Source organism: Proteus faecis, from assembly GCF_030286765.1.
Classification (GTDB): domain Bacteria; phylum Pseudomonadota; class Gammaproteobacteria; order Enterobacterales; family Enterobacteriaceae; genus Proteus; species Proteus faecis.
Map to the genome: position 1 here is coordinate 709,446 of NZ_JASVWV010000001.1, position 26,176 is coordinate 735,621.

Below are 26,176 nucleotides of genomic sequence, written 5' to 3' on the forward strand. Positions count from 1 at the left end.
GGGGAATTCACTATGACAGGTTTAATTATTGCCGCACTGGTAACAGCGCTGGTGGTTTATTTACTGGCGCGGGGTTATAAACCTCAGCCAGTATTATTACTCGGCGGGTTATTACTCTTGCTCTTAACAGCATCTCTAGACCTTAATCCGTTATTACCAGAAAATAAATCCACTCAATTTAAATATTTTGATATTTTCCAAATCTTTACGAATATTATGAGTTCTCGCTTAGCGGGCCTTGGTTTAACATTAATGGCAATAGCAGGTTTCTCTCGTTATATGGAACATGTTGGCGCAAGCCGTGCTTTATTCGCTATTTTTGAAAGACCATTAAAAGCGATAAAATCGCCTTACTTATTATTAGTGATTTCATTTCTAGTTACCCAAATCTTGGTGATCTTTATTCCTAGCCATGCAGGTTTAGGTATGCTGTTAATGGTTACCATGTATCCGATATTAATTCGTTCTGGTATTAGCCCACTTTCCGCTTTAGCCGTAATTGGATGTTGCCAGTTTATCGACCATGGTCCTGGTTCAGGTAATGTGATTATGGCGGCAAAAACAGCGGATATCGAACCTGCTGTCTATTTTGTGCAGTATCAGTTACCAATCACTATTCCTATTATTATTGCGGTTGCTATCACTCACTTTTTTATTCAACGCTGGTGGGATAAACGTGAAGGATTTGTTTTTGACCCAACAACAATTGATGTCGTAAAAGAAGAAGGTAATAAAATCCCGTTATCTTATGCCTTACTACCCGTGATCCCTTTAATTCTAATTATCGGCTTCAGTCCTTTGCTACACCCTTATATTAAATTAGAAGTCACCACAGCGATGATTATTAGTACTGTGATTGCCCTTCTTTTTGAATATGTTCGCTTACGCGATGCAAAAGCGGTAATGAATAGCTTTATGCTGTTTTTTGAAGGAATGGGTAAGCAATTTGTCTTAGTGGTATCGTTAATTGTATCAGGTGAATTCTTTGCGAATGGTTTACTCAAAAGTGGTGCCGTCGATACGCTAATTAGCTCTGCTCAAGATGCGGGTTTTGGTATTGCAGCCATGATCATTGTAATGAGTGCCATTCTCGCATTAGCCGCCTTTTTAATGGGATCAGGTAATGCGGCATTCTTCTCATTTGCCGCCTTAACTCCCAAAATTGCCACCTTCTTAAAAGTAGATGTGATCACCCTAATTTTACCTATGCAAATAATGACAAGCTTTGGCCGTACTGTTTCACCAATTACTGCCGCTATTGTCGCTATTGCGGGTATTGCGAATGTCTCACCTTTCCAAATAGTTAAACGTACCGCTATTCCTATGGCTGTCGCAGCCATTGTGAACTTAGCAATGACATTCTGGTTTTTATATTCCTAATTAAGTTGCGTTACCCCTTGCCCTTAAACTCCGTTACTCCTGAGTTTAAGGGTTTTTTTCTTATCATTGACTGTCAACTTTGATTGAAATCATTAACGTCAACCTTAACTTTACTCAGGCTGTTTATAAAAAATAAATAGCCTGTTTATTTATCTATTTGCCTCTTTTTTACTTAAAAAAACAGATGTTTTCGCCACTATTACTTGTCGATTAAACCAACTGAGTACTTGTTTCAACTTTATATCTCGATATACTTTTGCGTAACATTCATCTGCAAATGAACATTATGAAAAAAATAATTATTGTTATTATCGCGCTACTTGCCTTTGGTTCTATTGGTGGTATTTTCTTGGCGGGTTTAAATATCTATACACGCTCTACGACGCCAATAGAAACTGAGCAAACTCAACCAGAAATATCTCCTACACAGCAATTTCCAGCTATCCCAGACAGCTCACCTTCTACAAAATAAATGAGGTCGCACCGTGGAATACGATTACTTTGTTACTCCCCAATGGCTATTTGAACATCAAAATAACGCTGATCTTGTGATCCTTGATGTAAGTGCACCAATGCCAACTCAAGATATTGATTATCAAGCACTTTACCTTGAACGTCATATTCCACATGCCCATTTTTTTGATCTTGATGAAGTCGCAGATAAAACCACGTCACTCCCCCATATGCTACCTTCTGATGCGCTATTTTCAGAGACTCTGACACAATTAGGTATCTCTAATAGCACGACTGTCATTCTTTATGATCAAGGCAATTTATTCTCGGCACCAAGAGGCTGGTGGACATTCACAACACTAGGTTGTCGTAATGTGCGTATTCTTGCTGGTGGATTACAGGCATGGATTGAAGCGGGATTTGCGACAGAACAAGGTGAAGCAATTAAAGCACCTGCACAGTCTCCTTTTGTTGTTGAACGCCATGCACAACGTTATGCTAATAAACAGCAACTTCTTGATAATTTAGAGACTAAACAAAAACAGATAGTTGATGCTCGTTCTGCTGATCGTTTTTATGGTAGAGCACCTGAACCTCGCCCAGGTTTACGTAGTGGGCATATCCCTGGCAGTAAAAATGTGCCTTGGAATGAATTAGTTATTGATGGGAAATTAAAAGAAAAAACCGAACTAAAACAAATCTTTGAAAAATCCGGCATTGATTTATCACAACCTATTATTGTGACTTGTGGTTCAGGTATGACCGCGGCAATTTTATTTTTAGCGTTAACTGTATTAGGTTGCCAATCTATTGCACTTTATGACGGCTCTTGGGCGCAATGGGGTGCTGAAAGTGCCCTTCCTTGTGAATGCTAACTTGATCTATTTTGCCTGAAAAAGTAAACCCGCATTAAGCGGGTTTATTATCAATATCGATTAGATGTGAATATTGATGCAAATACATTAACTTGCGAATACTTTCGCAAGATAGAGCACAACAATAGCACCAATGACAGCGACAACAAAACTACCGAAGTTAAAGCCATCCACTTTGCCTTTGCCAAAGAAGCTACTAATTGCACCACCAACAACCGCACCCACAATACCTAAAATACAAGTCCATATCAGACCAATATCATAAGAGCCTGGCATTAAGAATTTCGCCAAAATACCCGCGATCAAACCAAAGATAATCCAAGCAAGAATTCCCATAGTTCCCCCTAAAATAGTCATGATATAAACAACATACCTAAAAATGTCACTTATTGAGTGTAAGTCGAAATAATTATTTTTTCCAATTATTGAAGATAAGTAACATCATATTTAAGATAAATAGAGAAATTATTGTTTAACGAACAAAAAAATAGCGCTAATTTATTAGCGCTATTGTTATCGAATAAGATGATTTTTAAACTACAACGCTTCTATTGCAAGCGCGATTTCTGGCGATGTTTTTAATGTTCTTATTTGCCTAAATAACTCATCTGCTTCTGAGTATTCTTTGCGTAAATAGCTGAACCACTGCTTAATACGTGATGCATGATAAATCGTCGTATCGCCACGCTTTTCTAAACGAACATAGCGCTTTAATAATTCTATCACCTCTTGCCAAGGCATTCTCTCTTCTATGCCTTTTACAACACGACTTAAGTTAGGGGTATTCATTGCACCGCGACCAATCATAATCGCATCACAACCTGTTGTGGCTAAGCAGGCTAATGCATCTTCACGGTTCCAAATTTCGCCATTAGCAATCACAGGGATTGAAAGCCTTTGACGAATATCCCCAATGGCTTGCCAATTAATTTTTTCGGCATTATAACCATCTTCTTTAGTTCTACCATGTATGGTGATTTCCGTAGCGCCACCTTGCACCACAGCATCGGCAATTTCATGACTATACGCAGAAGAATCCCAGCCAAGTCTCACTTTAACAGAGACAGGTAACTCTGAAGGCACTGCGCCACGCATTGCTTTTGTTGCTTGATAAATCGTTTCTGGCTGTTTTAGAAGAGAAGCACCACCACCACTACCATTGACTGTTTTTGAAGGGCAACCACAATTTAAATCAACCCCCCAAGAGCCTAATGATACCGCTCTAAAGGCATTTTCAGCCAACCATTGTGGATGTTGTCCTAATAATTGTACTCGCACCAGTGTGCCACTCTTAGTGCGACTTTCTGTCTGCAACTCAGGGCATAAGCGATAAAATGCTTTCGTTGGCAGTAATGAATCAACAACGCGTACAAACTCTGTAATACAGAGATCATAATCGTTAATCGAAGTGAGTAATTCTCTCACAAGGGGGTCTAAAACCCCCTCCATTGGCGCTAATAAAACTCGCACTTTTTAACCTCAAAACTCTTTTCTAGCTTTTGACCAAGGGCTTTGATTATTACTACCTTCATCACTTTTACGTGAACGGCGAGGCCCTAATTTTCCGCTACGAGAGCCATCTTTATTACGGTAGTTTTCTCTGTTTTTATTACGCCCGGACTCTTTACCTTCGTTGTCACCCTCTGTACGGTTATTGTTGCGATTGTCCTTACCGCGAATATCTGCACGACCACCACTTCTACGTGGTGTTTTATTCTTTGGCTTTTTATGCAAAGGCGCAGCTTTAATTGAAGGATCAGGATCGTAACCTTCTAATGCTAAACGAGGGATTTCACGTTTTAATAAACGTTCAATATCAGCTAATAAACCATGTTCATCAACACAAACTAGCGAAATAGCCTTACCCGTTGCAGCTGCACGACCTGTTCTACCAATACGGTGCACATAATCTTCTGCAACTTGCGGTAATTCAAAATTGACGACATAAGGTAGTTGGTCGATATCAAGACCACGAGCGGCAATATCTGTTGCAACTAACGCTCTTAATTTACCGTCTTTAAAGTCAGCTAAAGCTCGGGTTCTCGCACCTTGGCTTTTATTACCGTGAATAGCCGCTGATTTAATACCATCTGCATTTAAATGTTCAGCAAGTTTATTTGCACCATGTTTAGTGCGGGTGAAAATCAGTACTTGTGACCAATTTTCTAAACCAATTAAATGTGATAACAGTTCAGTTTTACGCTTTTTATCAACTAAATGTACATGTTGATCGACAGATTCAGCAGCTGAGTTTTTTGGTGCAACAGAAATACTCACCGGATCATTTAAGAGCGAATTGGCAAGACCGGTGATCTCTTTAGAAAACGTCGCGGAAAATAGTAAGTTTTGACGTTTTTTCGGTAATTTACTAATCACTCGGCGAATATCGTGAATAAAGCCCATATCTAACATACGATCAGCTTCATCAAGCACCAAAACTTCAACGCGAGAAAGATCAACCGCATTTTGATGTTCAAGATCGAGTAAACGTCCTGGTGTTGCAATCAATACATCAACACCACCACGTAACTTCATCATTTGTGGATTAATGCTCACACCACCAAAAACAACTAATGAACGAATAGGAATATAACGGCTATACGCTTTTACATTTTCAGCAATTTGAGCGGCAAGCTCGCGTGTTGGTGTCAAAATCAGCGCTTTAACTGGTTGGCGACCTTTTGTTTTCGTAGCTGATTGAGATAACTTTTCCAATATTGGTAATGTAAAAGCTGCTGTTTTACCTGTGCCTGTTTGTGCACTGGCTAATACGTCTTTACCTGCCAAAATCGGCTCAATCGCCTGTTGTTGAATAGGGGTTGGGGTTTTATACCCTTGCTCATCAATAGCGCGGAGAAGCGCCTCACTTAAGCCAAGCGATGTAAAATCGGTCAAAACAGTAGTCTCCTACAACCAGAACGTATAACACGGTGATTGAAATTAAAAATGACGGGCTTTCATACTGTCAATCTATAGGTATTGTTACTCTATAAGTACTATCATTTCTAGATATAGACAGTGATGAAAGAGAATGAACCTTGCTAGGTTAACCTAATAACCCCTATTTTAACAGTTTTTGCTATATTCAGAATACAAAAATAATTTTCAATAATAGATAGTGTTTTTTATTACAAATCACCTTTATTCGATTATTTATTACAAATTTTCCCTATTGTTCAATATCATCTAATATAATACTCCTTGTTATCGCTGTTTTTAATATCATTGGTTTTGTTACATTTTACTTAAGTAAGGTATCTTCTATTATGTCAGAAACCCATCAGAAGACGACACGTGGTGAACTAGCAAAACGACAATTATTGGAAGCGGCATGTGAGATCTTTGGTAAAAATGGCCCCGATGCAGCCACAACACGCCAAATTGCACAAGCTGCTCAACAAAATATTGCCGCTATCGCTTATTATTTTGGTTCTAAAGAAGGGTTATATCTCGCCGTTGCACAACATATTGCTGATCTTATTCGCCTTGATTTTGAACCGACAGTAGTCATTCTTGACGAATTTCTTGAGCGGCCTAACCCAGCAGAACATTTGCCATTACTGCAAACGCTTATCACTGATAGTTTTCTACAATATGCTCGTCTTGTGCTTGATAAAGAAAATATTCATCTTAGTCGTATTATGGCAAGAGAACAGCTTGTTCCCACAGAAGCATACTCGCTAATCCATCAACAAGCGTTATCGCCTCTTTTAACGCGTGTAAACAAACTATTAGCTCTCTATATTGGTTTAGATCCTTCACTTCCAACGACAATGCTACACACTCACGCTATTTTAGGAGAAGTGCTATCATTTCGTTTAGTAAGAGAAACCATTCTTAGACAAACAGGATGGGATAGAATAGGTAAAAATGAATATCAAATTATCTCGAACACCTTAAAAACTCATATTACTTTATTACTCAACGGATTAAGAGAGATTTACACTAACCCACATCACGCATAAATAGAGTTATTATGAAAACTAAAAAAGTCAGTTTGTTTATTATCTTAATGATTATTATCGGTATTATTGCAGGTATCTATTATTATGAAGAAAACAAAGAGTCTGAATTAGTACTCTATGGCAATGTCGATATACGTACAGTCAATCTCAGTTTTCGTGTTGCTGGAAGATTAGACTCATTACTCGTTGACGAAGGTGCACCCGTCCAAAAAGGACAACTATTAGGTAAGCTTGATGATGCCCCCTATCGCAATGCACTCAATAAAGCTTATGGTGAGCGTGATAGTGCCATTGCTTCGTTAGCTTTAATGGAAGCGGGGTATCGTACTGAAGAAATCGCGCAAGCTCAATCTGATGTGTCATTAAAGCAAGCCGCTTGGCAATATGCCGATAACTTTTATAAACGCCAGCAAGATCTTGCCAAGCGAAAAGTCATTTCAGCCAATGATTTAGATAGCGCAAGAAATAATCGCAATCAAGCAGCCGCAGCCTTAAAAGCAGCACAAGATAAATTAAATCAGTATCAAAATGGTTATCGAAAAGAAGATATTGAGGCGGCAAAAGGGCAGGTTATGCAAGCTAAAGCCGCCGTTGCACAAGCTGAATTAAACCTCCAAGACACACAATTAATCTCTCCATCACAAGGTACTGTGTTAACTCGAGCTGTGGAACCAGGCACAATGTTATCTGCCGGAAGCCCTGTATTTACGGTGTCATTAACTAACCCTGTTTGGGTCAGAGCTTATATCAGTGAAACACATTTAAACGAAGCTATTCCTAATCGAGAAGTTTATCTCTACACCGATGGACGTAAAGATAAGCCATACCATGGCACGATTGGATTTGTTTCCCCTACAGCCGAATTTACGCCAAAAAGTGTCGAAACACCTGAATTAAGAACTGATTTAGTTTATCGCCTCAGAGTGGTTGTGACAGATGCTGATGACGAATTGCGCCAAGGTATGCCAGTCACCTTAAAATTTGCCTCCTCTCATTAAGTGTGGGGAAAAAATGGAACACACTGATTACACTATCGAACTTAAAGGTGTTGAGAAACGCTTTATAGGGATGGAAAACCCTGCTGTTTCGTCATTAACCGCCACCATCACAGGTGGCTCTGTGACGGGGTTAGTTGGCCCTGATGGTGCAGGTAAAACAACCTTAATTCGGATGCTTGCGGGTTTATTAAAACCTGATGCGGGTGATATTCGAATTTTGGGTATGGATCCGCAAAAACAGAGTGTCGATGTCAGAGCAATTCTTGGCTATATGCCACAAAAATTTGGGCTCTATGAAGATTTAACGGTATTAGAAAACCTTAATCTTTATGCTGATTTAAAAAATGTCATTGGTGAGGAGCGCGAAAAAGTTTATCACCAACTACTCACTTTTACTGATCTTACTCGCTTTACATCTCGCCTTGCAGGTAATCTTTCCGGAGGGATGAAACAAAAACTTGGCCTTGCCTGTACTTTATTAGGTAGCCCTAAAGTTTTACTACTTGACGAGCCTGGTGTCGGGGTCGATCCCATTGCACGCCGTGAACTTTGGCAAATGGTACATGCTTTGGCTAGCGATGGCATGTTGATACTATGGAGCACCTCTTATCTTGATGAAGCAGAGCAATGTAAAAACATTCTCTTACTTAATAAAGGAGAGCGACTTTATAGTGGCATCCCTCAAGATTTAACAGCCAAAATGGCAGGTCGCTCTTTTTTACTTAATATTGAAGGTCATCAGCGTAGAAAAGTATTGCAACAGGCGATTATTCAACCTCAAGTAACTGATGGCGTTATTCAAGGGCAATCCGTTCGTTTGATCTTGAAAAAACAGAGTAATCAAACTGAATTACTGAGTGCTTTGGGTAAACCTGATGCGAAGCTTATTCCTGCTACACCTCGCTTTGAAGATGCTTTTATCGATTTATTAGGAGGTGGGCCTTCTCATAAATCTGAATTAGCTGAAATTATGCCTCAGATCCCCCCCTCACCTAACGAGACTGTGATTGAAGCACAACAGTTAACCAAAATGTTTGGTCAATTCGCAGCAACCGATCATGTCGACTTCCAAGTTAAACGTGGTGAAATTTTCGGTTTATTGGGCCCTAACGGTGCAGGTAAATCGACAACTTTTAAAATGATGTGTGGTTTATTAGTCCCTACCAGCGGTAAAGCCCTTGTGCTAGGGATGGACTTGAAAGAAAGCTCGGGTAAAGCACGCCAACATTTAGGTTATATGGCACAAAAATTCTCACTTTATGGCAACCTTAAAGTGGGACAAAACTTGAAATTCTTCTCTGGTGTTTATGGCTTACATGGCAAACAGCAACGCGACAAAATCAACGATATGTTAACAGCTTTTGGTTTACAACCGATGGTAAACCAAATCACTGAAACCTTACCTCTAGGTTATAAGCAACGCCTTGCCCTTGCGTGCTCATTAATGCACGAGCCCGATATTCTCTTTTTAGATGAACCTACATCAGGCGTTGATCCATTAACGCGAAGAGAATTTTGGCTACATATTAATGGTATGGTTGATAAAGGGGTGACTGTGATGGTTACCACTCACTTTATGGATGAAGCCGAGTATTGTGATCGTATTGGCTTGGTTTATAGAGGAAAAATCATTGCGGCCGGCGAGCCTGATTCTCTTAAAAAAATGGTTGCCAGTGATGATAATCCAACCCCTTCAATGGAAGATGCCTTTATTGGTTTAGTGCTGGATTATGATAAGAAACTTGAAAGTGAAAATGATAAAGGGAGCGAAAAACATGCATAATTCAGCTCAATCATCTCATGCTCGCTTTTCTTGGCGACGTTTATACGCACTGTGTTTAAAAGAAACAAAGCAAATTACTCGTGATCCCAGTAGTGCCCTAATTGCTATTGTTATCCCACTTACTTTGCTGTTTATTTTTGGATATGGCATTAATTTAGATTCAAGCAAATTAAACATTGGTATTTTAACTAATCAACAAAGCCAACCAGCACAAGAGCTTGTTTACACCTTCACAAACTCACCGTATATCAATGCAACTATTAGTGATAATCGACAATTATTAATCGATAAAATGCAAGCGGGACAAATTCGTGGCATTGTCGTTATTCCTGTTAATTTTGCTGAATTGCTTGCCCGTCAAGATACTACAGCCCCTATTCAAGTGATCACTGATGGCAGTGAGCCCAATACCGCAAACTTCGTTCAGGCTTATACTAAAGGAGTTTGGCAAATTTGGTTACAACAACAAGCCATTAGTAAAGGTATTGATACTACACCATTAATTGAAATAGAACCTCGCTATTGGTTTAATCCTGCTGCAATCAGCCAGCACTATATTATTCCGGGTGCAGTGACTATTATTATTACCGTAGTTGGAGCTATCCTTACCTCGTTAGTGATTGCTCGCGAATGGGAAAGAGGCACTATGGAAGCCTTACTTTCCACTCAAATTACGCGCACAGAACTCTTACTTTCAAAACTTATTCCTTACCAAGTGTTAGGTAGTTTTGTCATGATCTTGTGTATGATAGTCACCGTGTTTGTGCTTGGCGTACCTTATCGAGGATCGTTGTGGATTTTAGGCGGGATCACCTCGCTCTTTTTAGCTACCGCTTTAGGTATGGGGTTGCTTATTTCCACGCTAACGCGCAATCAATTTAATGCCGCAATGATTTCATTAAACGCTGCATTTTTGCCCGCAATTATGTTATCAGGCTTTGTTTTTGAAATTGATAGTATGCCCATCTTTATTCAAGTGGTGACCTATTTTATTCCTGCGCGTTATTTTGTGAGTAGTTTACAAACGCTATTTTTAGCTGGCGATATTCCGTTGATATTGATGCTAGATATGTGGCTATTAATTGTATCGGCGATATTTTTTATTGGATTAACGGCGTTAGCAACACGTCGTCGATTAGATTAAAGGGAGAACTTTATGTTTTATCGCCTTCTCACCTTGATAATGAAAGAGCTACAGTCATTATTACAAGAGCCTCAAACGCGTATTATTTTAATAGTGCCAGTTATCTTTCAGATGATCTTATTCCCTTTTGCCGCGACGTTAGATGTTACTAATGCCTCTATTGCAATTTTTGATGAAGATAATGGTAAACAATCTATTGAGTTAACCCAACGTATCGCCAAAGCAAGTGCATTTTCTCAAACTCTTTTGCTTAAAAATGAACATGAAATAAAAGAAACGATTGATAATCGCAAAGCGCTTTTATTAGTTCGTTTTCCACAGAATTTTAGTGCTGATTTAGAAAGCCATACTGCTACTAAATTGCAAATAATCCTAGACGGTCGAAATTCTAATAGTGCGCAAATCGCTGCTAATTATGTACAGCAAATCGTACAAAACTATCAAACTGAATTAGCAGGTAATACACCTTCTTTGCTGAATAAAACAGAGCTTGTTGTTCGCAATTGGTATAACCCTAATTTAAACTACAAATGGTTTATTGTACCTTCTTTGGTGGCATTGATTATTACCATAGGCGTTATGATAGTCACCTCACTTTCTGTTGCTAGAGAGCGTGAACAAGGCACATTAGATCAACTATTAGTTTCTCCTCTATCAACATGGCAAATATTTATCGGCAAAGCGGTTCCCGCAATGGTTGTCGCTGCCGTTCAAGGCACTATCGTATTAATTATTGGGATATTTGGTTATCAAATTCCGTTTTCAGGTTCGCTAGCTCTATTTTACTTTACCATGTTAATTTATGGCTTATCACTGGTAGGGTTTGGTTTGTTAATATCAGCCTTAAGTTCGACACAACAACAGGCTTTTATTGGTGTATTTGTGTTTATGATGCCTGCGGTTTTATTATCTGGCTATATTTCCCCCGTAGAAAATATGCCGATTTGGCTACAACATGCCACATGGATAAACCCAATTCGTCATTTCACCGATATCACAAAACAGATTTACCTTAAAAATGCCGATATTACTGTTATATGGCACAGTCTGTGGCCTTTATTAGTGATTGCAGTAGGAACGGGTAGCATTGCCTATTACCTTTTCCAACGGAAGATAGCTTAAAATCCGTATATTGATCACTAACTCTAATAGACTGATGCTAAAGAAAAAAATAATAGGCGAACAAGATACAAATCAGCTTGATATCAGCATAAAAAAATCCCATAACTGACAAAGTTATGGGATTTATTTTTTAAACTGTTTTTAAACTTTTTAACTACATTTATCCGTAGCTATCGTTAAAATTAACGACGATCGCCTAAAATACGCAGTAACATTAAGAACAGATTGATAAAATCTAAATAAAGCGTTAATGCACCCATGATTGAGTAACGGCGCATATTTTCTTTATCTTCTTGGTTAATCTCATTACCCATATCTTTTAATTTTTGTGTGTCGTAAGCAGTTAAACCTGCAAAAATTAACACACCAGCGTAAGAAATAACCATGCTCATCATTGAGCTTTGCATAAAGATATTCACAATAGAAGCAATAATGATACCGATAAGCCCCATAAACAGGAAGCTACCCATACCCGTTAAGCTACGTTTAGTGGTATAACCGTAAATGCTTAATGCACCGAACATTGCCGCACAAATAAAGAAGGTGCTAGCAATTGAAGATGCAGTATAAAGCAGTAATACGCTTGAGATAGTCACACCTGTTAACACGGAATAGAGCATAAATAATGAGGTTGCCATTGCACCACTCATTTTATGAACCATACCTGATAACACGAAAACTAGCCCTAATTGAGCAATGATTAAACCAAAAAAGACGATCTTGCTGGAGAAAATCATTGATAATAGTGCTTCGCTTGATGCAACGTATAATGCAACAAACGCAGTTAATAACAGCCCTACCGTCATCCAACCATAAACCTGAGCCATAAAGGTTTGTAGGCCAGAACCTGTGCGCTGTACGATTGAATCATTTGAACGTGAAAATCGATCCATGATGATTACCCTTTAATCATAGTAATAACGTTAGATTTAATAATAACGCTTATTTCAGCAAAGAGCCCATTATAGGCTCATTAGAATTTAATTTTATCACACTAATTTTACATTTCCATGAAATAAACTGTATGAAATGTCACCATAAAATAAATTTAAGTAAAGTAATGTAGTGATTAATTCAGTGTAGTGATTTATTCCCAACGCTCAGCCGAGTCATAATCACTTTGGCGTGCTTCTACCCATCTATCATTATTTTCAGAAAGCCCTTCTTTTTTCCAAAAAGGCGCTCTTGTTTTTAAAAAATCCATAATAAATTCAGCAGACTCAAAAGCACTATTACGATGAGAACTGGTAACGCCCACAAACACTATCTCTTCACCAATATGCAAAGTCCCTACCCGATGAATAACACTGACACGTTGCAAAGGCCAGCGAGAACGAGCTTCATTCACTATATCTGTCAGTGCTTTTTCTGTCATTCCCGGATAGTGTTCAAGCGTGAGCGTACTCACTTCATCACCAAGATTATGATTACGAACTTTACCCGTAAAGGTCACAACAGCACCATCGCTGTCGCACTCTGAAAGCCATTGGTATTCATCACCCACGCTAAAATTTTCAGTTTGTACTGAAATACGAGTTGATGCACTCATCTTATCCTCCTGTAACAGGTGGGAAAAAGGCGATTTCATCACCATCTTTAATAACATGAGAGCCTTGAACAAAAGATTGATTTACCGCTGAGAGTAACTTGCCATCTTCTAACGCAAGTGACCAGCGTTCACCTTTGTTAATTAATACTTTACGTAAATCGTCTACTGTGTGGTATTCACAATCTAATTCGAGAGAATCAACACCCACTAATTCACGCACTTGAGCAAAAAAGAGAACTTTAATCATGCTTCCACCTTAAAGTGACCTGATTTACCACCTGTTTTTTCTAATAAACGTACAGGCCCTATCACCATATCTTTTTGAACGGCTTTACACATATCATAAATCGTTAACGCTGCGACTGATGCCGCAGTTAATGCTTCCATCTCAACCCCTGTTTTACCCGTTAAACGGCAAACAGATTCAATGCGTACACGGTTAGACTCCGTTAGTGCTTCTAAACGCACTTCGACTTTAGTTAATAACAGCGGATGACATAATGGGATCAACTCCCATGTTCTTTTTGCTGCTTGAATACCAGCAATTCTTGCCGTGGCAAAAACATCACCTTTATGATGTTTACCTTCAGTGATCATACTTAATGTTTCTGCTGACATTTCAACAAAGGCTTCAGCACGTGCTTCTCGTACTGTTTCAGCTTTAGCGCTAACATCCACCATGTGAGCTTCACCGGCGGCATTAATATGGGTTAGTTGAGACATGCACAACTCCTGAAATTAACGAAATAACAGAGCGAAAAACTATCCACCAATAACTGATAAGTTCGGTGTAATACCGCTATCGCCTTGATGAAGAAAATGGGTTTCTCGTTTATGAAGAAGACCACCCTGAATACGCTGTTGTAATGCTTGTTGTTGACTATCATCAGCAAGTAAGTCACGTAAAGGAATTCCATTTTCACCAAATAGGCAAAGATGAAGATTACCAATAGCTGAAACACGTAAACGGTTACAAGTTAAACAAAAGTCTTTTTCATAAGGCATGATAAGACCAATTTCACCTTGATAATCAGGATGGGTAAACACTTGAGCGGGCCCGTCACTACGAGCGCGAGGGATCTGTAACCAACCTTCATTGAGTAAGCGCTGGCGAATCACTTCACCAGACAAATGAAAGCGGTTGAAAATATCACTACCGTCACCTGTTTCCATTAATTCAATAAAGCGCAACTGAATCGGTCGGTCTTTGATCCAATTAAGAAAATCAGGGAGGTTTTTATCATTCACATTGCGCATTAGCACAACGTTAACTTTTACTTTTTCAAAACCCGCAGTAAATGCAGCATCAATACCTTCCATTACTTGACTAAATTTATCTTGCCCAGTAATAGCATGGAATTGACGAGGATCGAGGCTATCAACACTCACATTAATGGCACTTAAACCTGCATCACGCCATTGGGCAACATCTCTGGATAAGCGATAGCCATTGGTTGTTACTGCGATTTTTTTGATGGATGCATTGTCTTTAATGGTTGCAATAATATCAGTAAAATCACGACGCATTGTCGGCTCACCGCCTGTTAGGCGAATTTTTTCTGTCCCTAACGCGGCAAAAGATTGTGTCAATCTGCTGATTTCATCTAACGAAAGAAATGATTTATGGCCATTAGGCTTATAACCATTAGGCAAGCAATAAGTACAACGGAAATTACAAACGTCGGTAATTGAAAGACGTAAATAGAAAAATTTGCGGGAAAACGCATCAACAAGTTGTTGCATAGTAACACCTTTCCAAATCGGGAGATGCTGGCATTTCTACCTTGCACCCTGGTGACTTGTTTCGTCACGGCCAGAACATCATATCTTGTCTTGTAAGCACATGACTTAGACGTTAAGGCTAGGAGTTAATCTTTATCTGTTTTTCACAGATTTCTAATACCTATATATTTATTGTGGATTCTACCTGCTAATTTTTCAAAAAGCGAACAATGTTTTCGCTATATAATTTATAATACAACGACTTACAATACTTTAATCACTCTAATAACATAAGTAAAAACACCTTTATTGATTAAATATTAGGCTATCAAAAGTAAAATTGAATTAGGAATGTGATGAAATCACGTCGTGATCATAGGCTTAAAATTTAATTGTGATAAATTAGCGACAAATTTTTAAAGATGAGTAGAACAAATATGCGAAATCGCACGCTAAGTGATTTAGATCGTGTTGTTGCCCTGGGTGGTGGTCATGGCCTTGGACGTGTGCTTTCAGCACTCTCCTACTTAGGCTCTCGTCTGACTGGTATTGTTACAACAACAGACAATGGCGGTTCTACTGGCCGTATTCGCCAAGAAGAAGGGGGGATTGCGTGGGGAGATATGCGCAATTGCATTAATCAGTTAATTACTGAACCTTCCGTGGCTTCTGCGATGTTTGAATACCGTTTTTCGGGTACAGGTGAATTAGCAGGACATAACTTAGGTAATTTAATGCTTAAAGCTCTCGATAACTTAAGTGTTCGACCTTTAGAAGCCATTAACCTTATCCGTGGGTTATTAAGAGTGAATGCTCACCTTATTCCGATGTCTGAACAAGCTGTTGACCTTATGGCGATAGATGACCAAGGAAATGAAATTTATGGTGAGGTCAATGTTGATATTTTACCGAAGATCCCCAAAAAACTTGATCTCTATCCTAAAGTACCCACTACACGCGAAGCCATTGAAGCGATTGAACAAGCAGATTTGATCTTGATCGGTCCTGGTAGCTTTTTTACCAGTTTAATGCCTCTATTATTACTGCCAGAGCTTGCACAAGCATTGCGCCGTAGCAGTGCAACCACAATTTATATTGGTAATTTAGGCAAAGAGCTAAGCCCTGCAGCTGCCAGTATGACGATATCTGATAAAATCGCTATGATGGAAAATTATATTGGTTTACAAACGATAGATGCCGTGATCATTAGCCCCGAAACACAATATGAATCGATGAAAGGTCGATTAATTGTACAAGCTCAATTGGAAGCCAAAGATATTCCTTATCGTCACGATCGCCATCTATTAAGCAAAGCTATTGAGTTAACATTGCAGCAATTAGGGCAACGTAATGCATCACCTCGAGCTGTTAAATAGTATTTAACCATCTACTTTCATAAAAAACCGCATCGGCAAACAGCAAATGCGGTTTTTTTGTTGGTAAAAACACAATATCACTATTGGTCTTCAACGAATTATTAGCTATTAAGTTGCTTTAATGTAATACGCTGGCTAATCACTTCTTCAATTTCGTCAAGTGTCATTGGTACATCATTTTTCATCAAACCAAGGCCTGCCACAGTGCGAGAAAACGACATTAAATCTAACGGAGGTAACTCCATGATCCAATTCTCTTCTGTTGCCAGCGTATCTTCTGCATTCAGAATATTTTGTATCACATCCGTAAAAGCTTGATGTGAAGAGACCCAATCTTGATCGCCACTTGCCCAAAACCAACGAGTAGCAATAAAGTTTCTCCACATATCTTCCCAACCATCATAGATCCGACGCAGCATTGATGCGCTCATTAATGACCATGTTTGGGCTTCTTGTTGAGTAATATAACCTTGCTGGCAACCTTCTAAACAGAGCTTGTTAAAACGACAGAGATCCCAAATAAGGTATTTCACATTTTGGATATTCATACGATTTGTGCTCATCATATCGATTTGCCATAAACGCTCATTTTTATCATGTTCAGTTAACTCAGAAAGTAAGATATCATTTTTTAATGACTGAACATCGTCTTCTTTGCCATTCAAAATTTGGTCACGTAACTGATAAAAATCATTCGTGTGACCTTGAGTAAGCAACCAAAAGAGTTGATAGACTAAATCCCAACGGTCGTTAATTCCCCAGCCTGCTGATAATCCACCATCATCTTTGCCTTGAGCATATTCGTTATATGCCCACTCATTCATTACGGCATAAGGCGCTGCAACATATAGACCCCATTCGTTGGGTAACAACTGATCTGCCGTATTTTCTACTTTAGATAAAATGGGCTCCTGCCCTGCTGTTGATGATTTTTGCAACTCACTATCTTGTACAGCAAATTTGCGTAGCCATTTAAAAAGTATAATAAGAAGAATAACACCAAGAATTACTCCAGCAGAGCTAGGAAACCCTGCATAAACATAACCACTCATTCACTGTCCTTAATGTCTTTTTATCTTTGTAAATAATTGACGCTTTGTTTGTGGTGATATTTAAACAGTTGCACGCCATTAAGGGAATATCAAAAAAAGCAAAAAATGGAAGATAGAAGGTAAAAAGGGATAATCCCTTAAAAAATACGGATATCCCTTTATCGGTTTGTGACCTTAATTTCGCTAACTAAGAGTTCGCAATAAATTGAGCACGTAAAGCTTGCAATTTATCACGCGTACTCGCCGCTTTCTCAAATTCAAGATCTTTTGCATATTGATACATTTCGGCTTCTAAACGTTGGATCTCTTTTTCCAATTCAGCCGTTGATAACAACGGATAATTTTCATGAATATCTGTTGCTTTATGCCCTTTCTTATTGCGCCCTTGCGTAGGTTGACCAATCTTAAGAATATCACCCACTTTTTTATTTAATCCTTTAGGCACAATGCCATGCTCAAGATTAAACTGTTGCTGTTTCTCACGACGGCGCTCAGTTTCACTTATCGCTTTTGCCATTGAATCAGTAATTTTATCACCATATAAAATCGCTTTACCTTCAAGGTTACGTGCAGCACGACCAATTGTCTGAATCAATGAACGCTCTGAACGTAAGAAGCCCTCTTTATCAGCATCTAAAATCGCCACTAAAGAGACTTCTGGCATATCTAAACCTTCTCGAAGTAAGTTGATCCCCACCAATACATCAAACTCACCTAAGCGCAAATCACGAATAATTTCGACACGTTCAACAGTATCAATGTCAGAGTGTAAATAGCGAACTCGTTCACCATGCTCTTCAAGATATTCGGTTAAGTCTTCAGCCATTCGTTTTGTCAGTGTTGTCACTAGTACACGTTCATTTTTTGCCGCACGAATACGAATTTCAGACAGTAAATCATCGACTTGCGTAGCAACAGGTCGCACCTCAACAACCGGGTCAAGTAAACCTGTTGGTCTTACAACTTGCTCAACAATTTCATCACCCGATTTTTCAAGTTCATATTTACCCGGTGTCGCTGAAACATAAATCGTTTGTGGGGCTAACGCCTCAAACTCTTCAAAACGTAATGGACGGTTATCAAGCGCGGAAGGCAAACGGAAACCATATTCAACTAAGGTTTCTTTACGCGAACGGTCACCTTTATACATTCCACCAATTTGAGGAATAGTAACGTGTGATTCATCAATCACTAATAAACCATTAGCGGGGAGGTAATCAAACAGGGTTGGTGGTGGCTCACCGGGGCCTCTACCAGATAAATAGCGTGAATAGTTTTCGATACCAGAGCAATACCCCAACTCATTCATCATTTCGAGATCAAATTGAGTACGCTGTGTCACACGTTGCTCTTCAACCAGTTTATCGTTAGCTAAAAGCACTTTGCGTCTGTCTGCAAGCTCTTCTTTGATTTTCTCCATCGCCTCAAGAATACGTTCACGAGGTGTAACATAGTGCGTTTTAGGATAAACAGTAAAACGAGGCACATTGTAGTGAATTTGTCCCGTTAAAGGATCAAACAGTGAAAGGCGTTCGACTTCTTCATCAAATAGCTCAACACGTAATGCATAATCATCAGATTCAGCCGGAAAGATATCAATCACCTCACCACGTACGCGAAATGTCCCGCGCTGAAAGGCTTGATCGTTGCGAGTATATTGTAAATCAGCAAGACGACGTAAAATGGCACGTTGGTCGATTATCATGCCGTTAGTCAGATGAAGCATCATTTTTAAATAGCTATCAGGATCACCTAAACCGTAGATAGCAGAAACTGATGATACGACAATAACATCTTTACGTTCTAGCAAAGCTTTAGTCGCAGATAGGCGCATTTGCTCAATATGTTCGTTAACAGAGGCATCTTTTTCAATAAAGGTATCAGAGCTTGGAACATACGCTTCAGGCTGATAATAATCATAATAAGAAACAAAGTATTCCACTGCATTTTCAGGGAAAAACTCTTTCATCTCACTATAAAGCTGAGCTGCCAATGTTTTATTCGGCGCCAACACCATAGTTGGACGATTTAGATTGGCAATTACATTGGCAATCGTAAAGGTTTTACCTGAGCCCGTTACCCCTAAAAGAGTTTGATGAGCAAGACCATCATCTAACCCTTCACAGAGTGAGGCAATAGCGGCGGGTTGATCCCCCCCCGGTTTAAATTCAGAATGCAGTTTGAAATCTTTGCTCATATTTTCTTCTCCTCGCTGACACTCCTTATGATACTGGATAAAAATCCAGCTTCAATCTCTATCTCACAAAATTTATCTGAATAAATTAGCATAAGTTATCCCCAGTTTTGGAACTGGATTTTTTTCAAAAAGGCAACCCCCTTTTTTGCGAATTATTCCAAGAGGCTCACCAATACCACTCCCTCTATTGATTTTATTTAATTAATTGATATATAAGAATTAAAAATAAAAGTTGAGAATAACACCAATCTTTAGCAATGCCTTGTATTCTCTCTATTCAGCGTATTTTTATAATGGTAATACACAAGGTTATCCACAGGAATAGTGGATAACTGCACAAAGTTGTTATCTCTCGGTAGGTTACGTCTTTTTTTCCACCTTAAAACATCCCTAAAAATTGACTAAATTTATTTTTTTTATTTTTTTATTGGTATAAAAAATAGACTTTTATAATTTACTTAATAACCACCTATCAACTTAGTTTTAAACAGGAAAGATCAAGGTAAGAAGTAAAATTATGCTCTTTTACTTCGTTTAAATAGGGTATTTTGCCTAAGAATGGTGCGTTAATATGCTGTTTTAATGTTGCCAAATATTCTTTTTGATATCGCCCCGCAGGTTCAACTTCATTTGCAACCCAGCCAGCCAATGTTAAACCAGACTGAATAATTGCTTGTTGCGTTAATAACGCATGATTAATGCACCCCAATTTAACACCCACAGTCAAAATAACAGGTAGCTTTTCATTGATAACCCAATCAGAGAAAAAATGGTTTTCTGACAGTGGGGTAAACCAACCACCAGCACCTTCGACTAAAACCCAATCAGCTTGTTGCTTTAAATAAGACAAACCTTCTGACATCACATTAAAATCAATAGGCTGTTTTATTTCTTGGCTAACAATATGTGGTGATGTTGGCGTTTCAAAACAGTAAGGATTAACGCGATGATAATCTAACTGTACCGTACTGAATTTTTGCAAAGTAAGTGCATCTGAATTACGTAATCCTTCATTTAACCACTCACTTCCTGACGCCACGGGTTTATAGCCTGCAGTTTGAAACCCAAGTTGCGCCGCACATTGTAATAGAGCACTACTGACTACAGTTTTACCCACTTCTGTATCTGTACCCGTCAAAAAATATGTTTTAGCCATGTGACACCTTAACCATAACAAGTTGATAAGTAAGTAAATATTTACCAAACTCTCTTTTCCATACATTTTCTAATCCACGAAATTTCTGTCGTGTCATCAACCCTTTTTGTCGATCCCCTTGCACAAAATTGGCGCCAACTCCCTTCAAAGAAGCAAAAAGTGCATGTAATGAATCATATCGTTCAGTGACCGTTTCAAGAGACAATTGGTAATGAAAACCACAACACGCTTTCTTAATATCGTGAAGTGATAAAAAAGGATTTACATGAGAATGTTGATCAAGAGATTGCCAAGCCTCTCTAACTTCTTGTAATGTCAACGTAGTCAGTGTTGAGAAATAAAGCGCACCTTTTGCATTGACTGCGTTCATTAATGTTTTAATCGCACCAGATAAATCATCACACCATTGCATCGCTAAATTACTAAATACAATGTCCACACTTTGTGGTGCAATCGCGCAATGCTCGATATCACTTTGTAAGTAACCATCAGCTCGCTGTTGTTGTTTTGCCACTTGTAGCATGGTGTGTGACAGATCAAGTGCAATAACAAACTTATCTTGTTGTTTCCATTTTTGACTGAAATATCCTGTTCCACATCCTGCATCTAACACGATATGACCACTATCATGACGTGCTAAATCCATTAATTTATTACCGCTATAGCGCTGAATATTGGCGTGATTATCGTAATGAACAGCCGCTTTACCAAATGTTTGAGCTATACGTTGTTTATCTGTTTTGACTGAAGAAAGCATGAAGCGTCTCGATTAACAGCTTAATATCTGAAAGATGATGGCGAGTGGTTAACGTTATTCGTAAACGTGCACTTTGAGGAGGTACCGTAGGAGGAAAGATGGCCTTTACCCAGAGCCCTTTAGATTGCAGATAATCTGAAAGTGTTTGGCACAATTGTTCATCACCAATAATTAATGGCTGAATAGCCGTCTCTGAAGGTAATAATTTAACAGGTAGTGAAATTACACCTTGGCGAAAAGCAGTGATTAATTGTTGAAGATATTCCCGTTCCTTATCTGCTTGCTTAATAACATTTAGAGCTGAGTTTAAAGCAATAACTTGTGCTGGTGGCATTGATGTACTGTAAATAAGATGGCGAGCATATTGTTCAAAAAACTCTGCTGTCGGCTTGTTACAAAGCACTGCCGCCCCACTGATACCAAAAGCTTTACCAAAAGTGGCTACCAGTATTTCAGGTTTAATACCCGCTTCATCACAACTACCTCGACCTTCTTTACCTAAAACACCCATGCCATGCGCATCATCAACCATTAACCATGCCTGATGTTTTTGGCTTATTGTTGCTATTTCTCTTAATGGCGCTTTATCCCCATCCATACTAAATACCCCTTCTGTTACCACAAGGGTTTTATTAGCTAATGTTTTACTGAGTCTTTGAGATAAAGAGTCAGGAGAATTGTGTAAAAATCGCCATAATGTCGCGGGTGATAATACAGCGACTTCCATTAGAGAAGCATGACAAAGTTTATCTGCAATAATGGCATCTTCTTTTTCAAGTAATGCCGATATCACACCTTGATTAGCACTATAACCGGATGAAAATAACAGCGCATTATCGTAACCTAACCAATCTGCAAGATGCTGTTCTAATTGCGCATGAGCTTGTGTAAATCCTGTAATATGCCCTGAACCACCGCTACCTACACCGTACTTATCAGCACCTTGCTGCCATGCTTTAATGATATCTTCATGTTGGCTAATACCTAAATAATCATTGCCTGAAAAATTAAGGTACTTTTCGCCCGCTATTGTGATCAAAAAACGTCCATTAGCTTGTTTGATCACTTGGCGCTTTCGCCATAATGGCGTATTTCTACGCACATTAAGTTGTTCAGCTAAATAGTTTTTCCAGCTCATTACAGTGCCGCATTATAAAATTGTTCAGTGTCTTTATTGGCAACCGCTTGCATCAAAGCTTCTTCTTGCTGATTGTCGCCCATAGATACCGCTAATCGTTCAGGGTTTAAACCTAACTTACGGAATAATTGGTGATCTTTATCTTCAGTTGGATTAGTTGTCGTTAATAATTTACAACCATAGAAAATAGAGTTCGCCCCAGCCATAAAGCAGAACGCTTGTGTTTGTTCACTCATTTGCTCACGACCAGCAGAAAGACGCACATAAGAGCGTGGCATCATGATGCGGGCAACGGCGATAGTACGAATAAAATCAAACGGGTCGACATCTTCATTATCAGCCAATGGCGTACCTTTGATTTTGGCTAACATATTAATGGGCACACTTTCAGGAGGCTGCGGTAAATTCGCTAATTGCACTAACATTGCTGCACGATCTTTAACTTCTTCGCCTAATCCTAAAATTCCGCCGGAGCACACTTTAATACCGGCATTACGCACTTTATCAAGTGTATCTAAACGATCTTGATAGGTACGTGTTGTCACAATACTGCCGTAAAATTCAGGGGAGGTGTCAAGGTTATGATTATAAAAATCTAGCCCTGCATCTGCTAATCGGTTAGCTTGTGAATCATCTAATTTGCCAAGTGTCATGCAGGTTTCCATACCCAGTGCTTTAACTTCTTTTACCATTTGCTCAAGGTAAGGCATATCTCGCTCATGCGGGTTTTTCCATGCTGCTCCCATACAAAAACGTGTTGAACCTGCTGCTTTTGCTTTTTTTGCCGATTCAATTACTTGCTGCACTTCCATTAATCGCTCTTTTTCTAATCCTGTTTTATACCGCGCGCTTTGGGCACAATATTTACAATCTTCAGGACAAGCGCCTGTTTTAATAGAGAGCAACGTACTCACTTGGATTTGTGAAGGATCAAAATGTTGACGATGAACTTGTTGTGCCTGAAAAACTAACTCTAAAAATGGCATATCAAACAGTGCTCTGGCTTCTTTTAATGTCCAACGTTTTAGTGCGCTCACAATACAATCTCCTGTTTAAAAGTGATTGCCAGTTTAAATAATAGGGTTATCATGTCAACTAAAATTGATCACCATTGGTTTACATGATTAAGTGAAAAATATAATGACATCTGAAGATATCGCTTTCGATTTACGCCATATTTGGCATCCATACACGTCGATGAGTAATCCGTTACCTGCTTACCCTATCGTCAGTGCAAAAGGCGTTGAATTAGTCTTGGCTGATGGCAGAAAACTGATTGATGGAATGTCTTCATGGTGGGCTGCAATTCATGGTTATAATCACCCAGAACTTAATAATGCCGTTACAACACAACTCAGTAATATGTCTCATGTGATGTTTGGTGGCATTACTCATCCACCAGCAGTATCACTTTGTCGAAAATTATTAGCGATAACACCAGCGCCTCTGGAATGCATATTTCTAGCAGATTCTGGCTCGGTTGCTGTTGAAGTTGCGCTGAAAATGGCGTTGCAATTTTGGCAAGCTAAAGGTGAAAAACGCCAACGTATTGTGGCATTAAAACAAGGCTATCATGGTGACACATTTGGTGCCATGTCTGTGTGTGATCCGGATAACTCCATGCACAGTCTTTACAAAGGTTATCTGCCTAATCATCTCTTCGTGGATGCCCCTAAAACAGGTTTTTATGAAGAGTGGGATCCGGCTGATATCCACTCATTACGCTCAACGTTAGAGCAACATCATCAAGAAATTGCGGCCGTGATGCTTGAGCCCATTGTTCAAGGTGCGGGAGGAATGCGAATTTATCATCCTGAATATTTGAAACAGGCTAGAGCGTTATGTAATGAGTTTGATGTGTTATTAATTGCTGATGAAATTGCTACAGGATTTGGCAGAACAGGCAAACTTTTTGCCTGTGAACATGCAGGAATATCGCCAGATATAATGTGTGTAGGTAAAGCATTAACGGGTGGTTACATGACTTTATCATCCACCTTAACAACGCGTCATATTGCCGAAACCATCAGTCAAGGCGATGCGGGTTGCTTTATGCATGGCCCAACCTATATGGGAAATCCACTCGCTTGTGCTGTTGCTGATGCCAGTTTATCTCTATTAGAAAAAGGCGATTGGGTAAACCAAGTTGCAAACATTGAAAAACAACTAAAACATGAGCTATTACCATTAAAACAGGCTAAAAGTGTCAAAGATGTGCGGGTTTTAGGTGCGATTGGTGTGGTCGAAATGAACGAGCCAGTCAATATGGCAAAATTACAAAAAATCTTTGTTGATGAAGGGGTCTGGATCAGACCTTTTGGTAAGCTAATTTATATCATGCCACCCTTTATTATGTCATCAGAAAGCTTAACTAAACTCACTCAATCAATTGGAAAAGTAGTTAATCTTTAATAAGCCAAACAATGCGCTAACCTCTAGTGAGAAACTATTTTCACTAGAGGTTAAAAGTGAGATTTATTTAGTGACAACCGTTACCCACATTGCACCTTTTCCAACAGGATACTGTGCTAATTCTGTTAAGGCTCCCGTATATTTATCAATACGAGAAACAGAAGCAAAATCTGATTTTTGACCACAAGAAATCAGATAATTTCCTGTATTATCAAGATTAAAGCCACGAGGCTGTGTTTGTGTTGGGTAATAACCCACAGGTTGCAGATGGTCGCCCGTCTCTGAAATTGTCATTGCACAAATAAAGCTTTCAGAGCGTTCACTTGCATAAAGAAAACGACCATCAGCGGTAATATGAATATCTGATGCCCAACGAGTACTGTTAAATGTTTCAGGAACAATATCAACCGTTTGCATTAAACGATATAAATCGCCCATACGACAATAAACATTGATTGTCGCATCCAATTCATTAAGGCAATAAAACACATTACCATTAGGATGAAATGCCATATGGCGAGGCCCTGCATTTTGCGCTGTTGTCAGCGATTCAGTACCTGCTTCTGTTAAACGCCCATCTTCTGATAAATTAAATAAACGAATATGATCTTCACCTAAACAAGGCACAATCAGTTGTTTATTATTCCAATCAATATTAGAGGAGTGAGGTTTATCTAGTCCTTCAATAATTTGGATTGGTGATTGAGGGATCCCCTTATCATTAATAGGTAAAACTGCCAAATTGCCTTGATGATAAGAAGGTACAAATAAGAAACGCCCTGTTTTATCTAAGCACAAATGAACAGGAGTACTTGGAATAGAAGTGATAGCTTTTTGCTCTAACTGGCCATCGACAGCAATCGCAAATGTCACCACACTAAAATGAGGACGAATACCTACATAAAGGTATTTTCCATCTGCACTTGCAATCATCGGTTGTACTTGCCCTGCAACCTCAACAACCTGCAATAAATCCATTTCACCTTCAGTGTTTAATGCATAAACATGGATTTGTTGACTCTCTGGGCTTGCTACGTAGACTACCTGTTTCATCCCTTCTCCTTAAAACTGATTACCCATTGATTTATAAAGAATAA

Annotated in this window: 25 protein-coding genes and 1 riboswitch; of the genes, 10 read left to right on the forward strand and 15 right to left on the reverse strand. The window is 39.0% G+C overall.

Going from position 1 to position 26,176, the window contains the following annotated elements; translation table 11 throughout:
- The first annotated feature begins 12 nt into the window (after positions 1–12).
- From dcuC to sseA, 3 genes are all read left to right on the forward strand, one after another.
- Positions 13–1,380: a C4-dicarboxylate transporter DcuC gene (dcuC, locus tag QSH13_RS03365; protein WP_109398101.1), complete on the forward strand. Its 1,368-nt coding sequence runs from the start codon at positions 13–15 to the stop codon at positions 1,378–1,380.
- A 286-nt stretch (positions 1,381–1,666) separates the two neighbouring features.
- The gene (locus QSH13_RS03370) at positions 1,667–1,852 is read left to right on the forward strand and encodes a hypothetical protein (RefSeq protein ID WP_109398102.1); all 186 of its coding nucleotides are present in this window, start codon (positions 1,667–1,669) and stop codon (positions 1,850–1,852) included.
- Positions 1,853–1,865: 13 nt separating this feature from the next.
- Positions 1,866–2,708, forward strand: a complete 843-nt coding sequence (sseA, locus tag QSH13_RS03375; protein ID WP_109398103.1) for a 3-mercaptopyruvate sulfurtransferase — start codon at positions 1,866–1,868, stop codon at positions 2,706–2,708.
- Between the two features lie 87 nt (positions 2,709–2,795).
- On the opposite strand, the gene QSH13_RS03380 is transcribed toward sseA, so the two are convergent.
- From QSH13_RS03380 to rhlE, 3 genes are all read right to left on the reverse strand, one after another.
- Positions 2,796–3,044 carry a GlsB/YeaQ/YmgE family stress response membrane protein gene (locus QSH13_RS03380; protein ID WP_069367521.1) on the reverse strand — a complete coding sequence of 83 codons (249 nt, stop codon included), beginning with the start codon at positions 3,042–3,044 and terminating at the stop codon, positions 2,796–2,798.
- A 201-nt stretch (positions 3,045–3,245) separates the two neighbouring features.
- Positions 3,246–4,178 (reverse strand): tRNA dihydrouridine(16) synthase DusC, encoded by a 933-nt coding sequence (dusC, locus tag QSH13_RS03385; protein WP_109398104.1) that lies wholly within the window; start codon positions 4,176–4,178, stop codon positions 3,246–3,248.
- Positions 4,179–4,187: 9 nt separating this feature from the next.
- Entirely contained in the window at positions 4,188–5,603 is a 1,416-nt protein-coding gene (gene rhlE / locus QSH13_RS03390) for an ATP-dependent RNA helicase RhlE (RefSeq protein ID WP_109398105.1), read from the reverse strand.
- 371 nt (positions 5,604–5,974) lie between these two features.
- Here rhlE and QSH13_RS03395 point away from each other — a divergent pair, with 371 nt between their 5' ends.
- From QSH13_RS03395 to QSH13_RS03415, 5 genes are read left to right on the forward strand one after another with little or no spacing between them, the layout of a single operon-like run.
- Positions 5,975–6,673, forward strand: a complete 699-nt coding sequence (locus tag QSH13_RS03395; RefSeq protein WP_109398106.1) for a CerR family C-terminal domain-containing protein — start codon at positions 5,975–5,977, stop codon at positions 6,671–6,673.
- Between the two features lie 11 nt (positions 6,674–6,684).
- Positions 6,685–7,671: a secretion protein HlyD gene (hlyD, locus tag QSH13_RS03400; RefSeq protein ID WP_235376175.1), complete on the forward strand. Its 987-nt coding sequence runs from the start codon at positions 6,685–6,687 to the stop codon at positions 7,669–7,671.
- Positions 7,672–7,684: 13 nt separating this feature from the next.
- On the forward strand, positions 7,685–9,454 hold the full coding sequence (locus tag QSH13_RS03405; RefSeq protein ID WP_196544482.1) for an ATP-binding cassette domain-containing protein: 1,770 nt from the start codon (positions 7,685–7,687) through the stop codon (positions 9,452–9,454).
- A complete protein-coding gene (locus tag QSH13_RS03410) occupies positions 9,447–10,598 on the forward strand; it encodes an ABC transporter permease (RefSeq protein ID WP_109398109.1) in 1,152 nt (383 codons plus the stop codon). The genes QSH13_RS03405 and QSH13_RS03410 overlap by 8 nt, the downstream gene beginning before the upstream one ends.
- Before the next feature lie 12 nt (positions 10,599–10,610).
- A complete protein-coding gene (locus QSH13_RS03415) occupies positions 10,611–11,720 on the forward strand; it encodes an ABC transporter permease (protein ID WP_109398110.1) in 1,110 nt (369 codons plus the stop codon).
- 182 nt (positions 11,721–11,902) lie between these two features.
- Here the strand turns inward: QSH13_RS03415 and QSH13_RS03420 are convergent, their stop codons facing one another.
- From QSH13_RS03420 to moaA, 5 genes are all read right to left on the reverse strand, one after another.
- Complete coding sequence (locus QSH13_RS03420) at positions 11,903–12,613, reverse strand: Bax inhibitor-1/YccA family protein (protein WP_109398111.1); 711 nt, start codon at positions 12,611–12,613, stop codon at positions 11,903–11,905.
- A gap of 194 nt (positions 12,614–12,807) precedes the next feature.
- On the reverse strand, positions 12,808–13,269 hold the full coding sequence (gene moaE / locus QSH13_RS03425) for a molybdopterin synthase catalytic subunit MoaE (protein WP_109398112.1): 462 nt from the start codon (positions 13,267–13,269) through the stop codon (positions 12,808–12,810).
- 1 nt (position 13,270) lies between these two features.
- On the reverse strand, positions 13,271–13,516 hold the full coding sequence (gene moaD, locus QSH13_RS03430) for a molybdopterin synthase sulfur carrier subunit (protein ID WP_109398113.1): 246 nt from the start codon (positions 13,514–13,516) through the stop codon (positions 13,271–13,273).
- Positions 13,513–13,992 carry a cyclic pyranopterin monophosphate synthase MoaC gene (gene moaC, locus QSH13_RS03435; RefSeq protein WP_072062889.1) on the reverse strand — a complete coding sequence of 160 codons (480 nt, stop codon included), beginning with the start codon at positions 13,990–13,992 and terminating at the stop codon, positions 13,513–13,515. Before moaC ends, moaD begins: the two co-directional genes overlap by 4 nt.
- A gap of 39 nt (positions 13,993–14,031) precedes the next feature.
- Entirely contained in the window at positions 14,032–15,012 is a 981-nt protein-coding gene (moaA, locus tag QSH13_RS03440) for a GTP 3',8-cyclase MoaA (RefSeq protein WP_109398114.1), read from the reverse strand.
- A riboswitch (molybdenum cofactor riboswitch) is annotated at positions 15,002–15,149 on the reverse strand. Its footprint overlaps the gene before it by 11 nt.
- A gap of 279 nt (positions 15,150–15,428) precedes the next feature.
- On the opposite strand from moaA, the gene yvcK reads away from it, so the two are divergent.
- A complete protein-coding gene (gene yvcK / locus QSH13_RS03445) occupies positions 15,429–16,367 on the forward strand; it encodes a uridine diphosphate-N-acetylglucosamine-binding protein YvcK (RefSeq protein WP_286038824.1) in 939 nt (312 codons plus the stop codon).
- Positions 16,368–16,468: 101 nt separating this feature from the next.
- Here yvcK and QSH13_RS03450 read toward each other — a convergent pair whose 3' ends face one another.
- The 6 genes from QSH13_RS03450 to bioB all read right to left on the reverse strand — a co-directional run bounded on the left by QSH13_RS03450 (position 16,469) and on the right by bioB (position 23,704).
- Positions 16,469–17,419: a DUF1266 domain-containing protein gene (locus QSH13_RS03450; protein ID WP_109398116.1), complete on the reverse strand. Its 951-nt coding sequence runs from the start codon at positions 17,417–17,419 to the stop codon at positions 16,469–16,471.
- Positions 17,420–17,606: 187 nt separating this feature from the next.
- A complete protein-coding gene (gene uvrB, locus QSH13_RS03455) occupies positions 17,607–19,616 on the reverse strand; it encodes an excinuclease ABC subunit UvrB (RefSeq protein WP_109398117.1) in 2,010 nt (669 codons plus the stop codon).
- A gap of 472 nt (positions 19,617–20,088) precedes the next feature.
- The gene (bioD, locus tag QSH13_RS03460; protein WP_109406480.1) at positions 20,089–20,772 is read right to left on the reverse strand and encodes a dethiobiotin synthase; all 684 of its coding nucleotides are present in this window, start codon (positions 20,770–20,772) and stop codon (positions 20,089–20,091) included.
- Positions 20,765–21,529, reverse strand: a complete 765-nt coding sequence (gene bioC, locus QSH13_RS03465; protein WP_109406481.1) for a malonyl-ACP O-methyltransferase BioC — start codon at positions 21,527–21,529, stop codon at positions 20,765–20,767. The genes bioD and bioC overlap by 8 nt, the downstream gene beginning before the upstream one ends.
- Positions 21,504–22,667 carry an 8-amino-7-oxononanoate synthase gene (gene bioF, locus QSH13_RS03470; RefSeq protein WP_286038825.1) on the reverse strand — a complete coding sequence of 388 codons (1,164 nt, stop codon included), beginning with the start codon at positions 22,665–22,667 and terminating at the stop codon, positions 21,504–21,506. The genes bioC and bioF overlap by 26 nt, the downstream gene beginning before the upstream one ends.
- Entirely contained in the window at positions 22,667–23,704 is a 1,038-nt protein-coding gene (bioB, locus tag QSH13_RS03475; RefSeq protein WP_109406483.1) for a biotin synthase BioB, read from the reverse strand. Before bioB ends, bioF begins: the two co-directional genes overlap by 1 nt.
- Before the next feature lie 103 nt (positions 23,705–23,807).
- Here bioB and bioA point away from each other — a divergent pair, with 103 nt between their 5' ends.
- Positions 23,808–25,079, forward strand: coding sequence for an adenosylmethionine--8-amino-7-oxononanoate transaminase (gene bioA, locus QSH13_RS03480; RefSeq protein ID WP_286038826.1), 1,272 nt, complete (start codon positions 23,808–23,810; stop codon positions 25,077–25,079).
- Between the two features lie 63 nt (positions 25,080–25,142).
- On the opposite strand, the gene pgl is transcribed toward bioA, so the two are convergent.
- The gene (gene pgl, locus QSH13_RS03485) at positions 25,143–26,132 is read right to left on the reverse strand and encodes a 6-phosphogluconolactonase (protein ID WP_109406485.1); all 990 of its coding nucleotides are present in this window, start codon (positions 26,130–26,132) and stop codon (positions 25,143–25,145) included.
- Between the last annotated feature and the right edge of the window lie 44 nt (positions 26,133–26,176).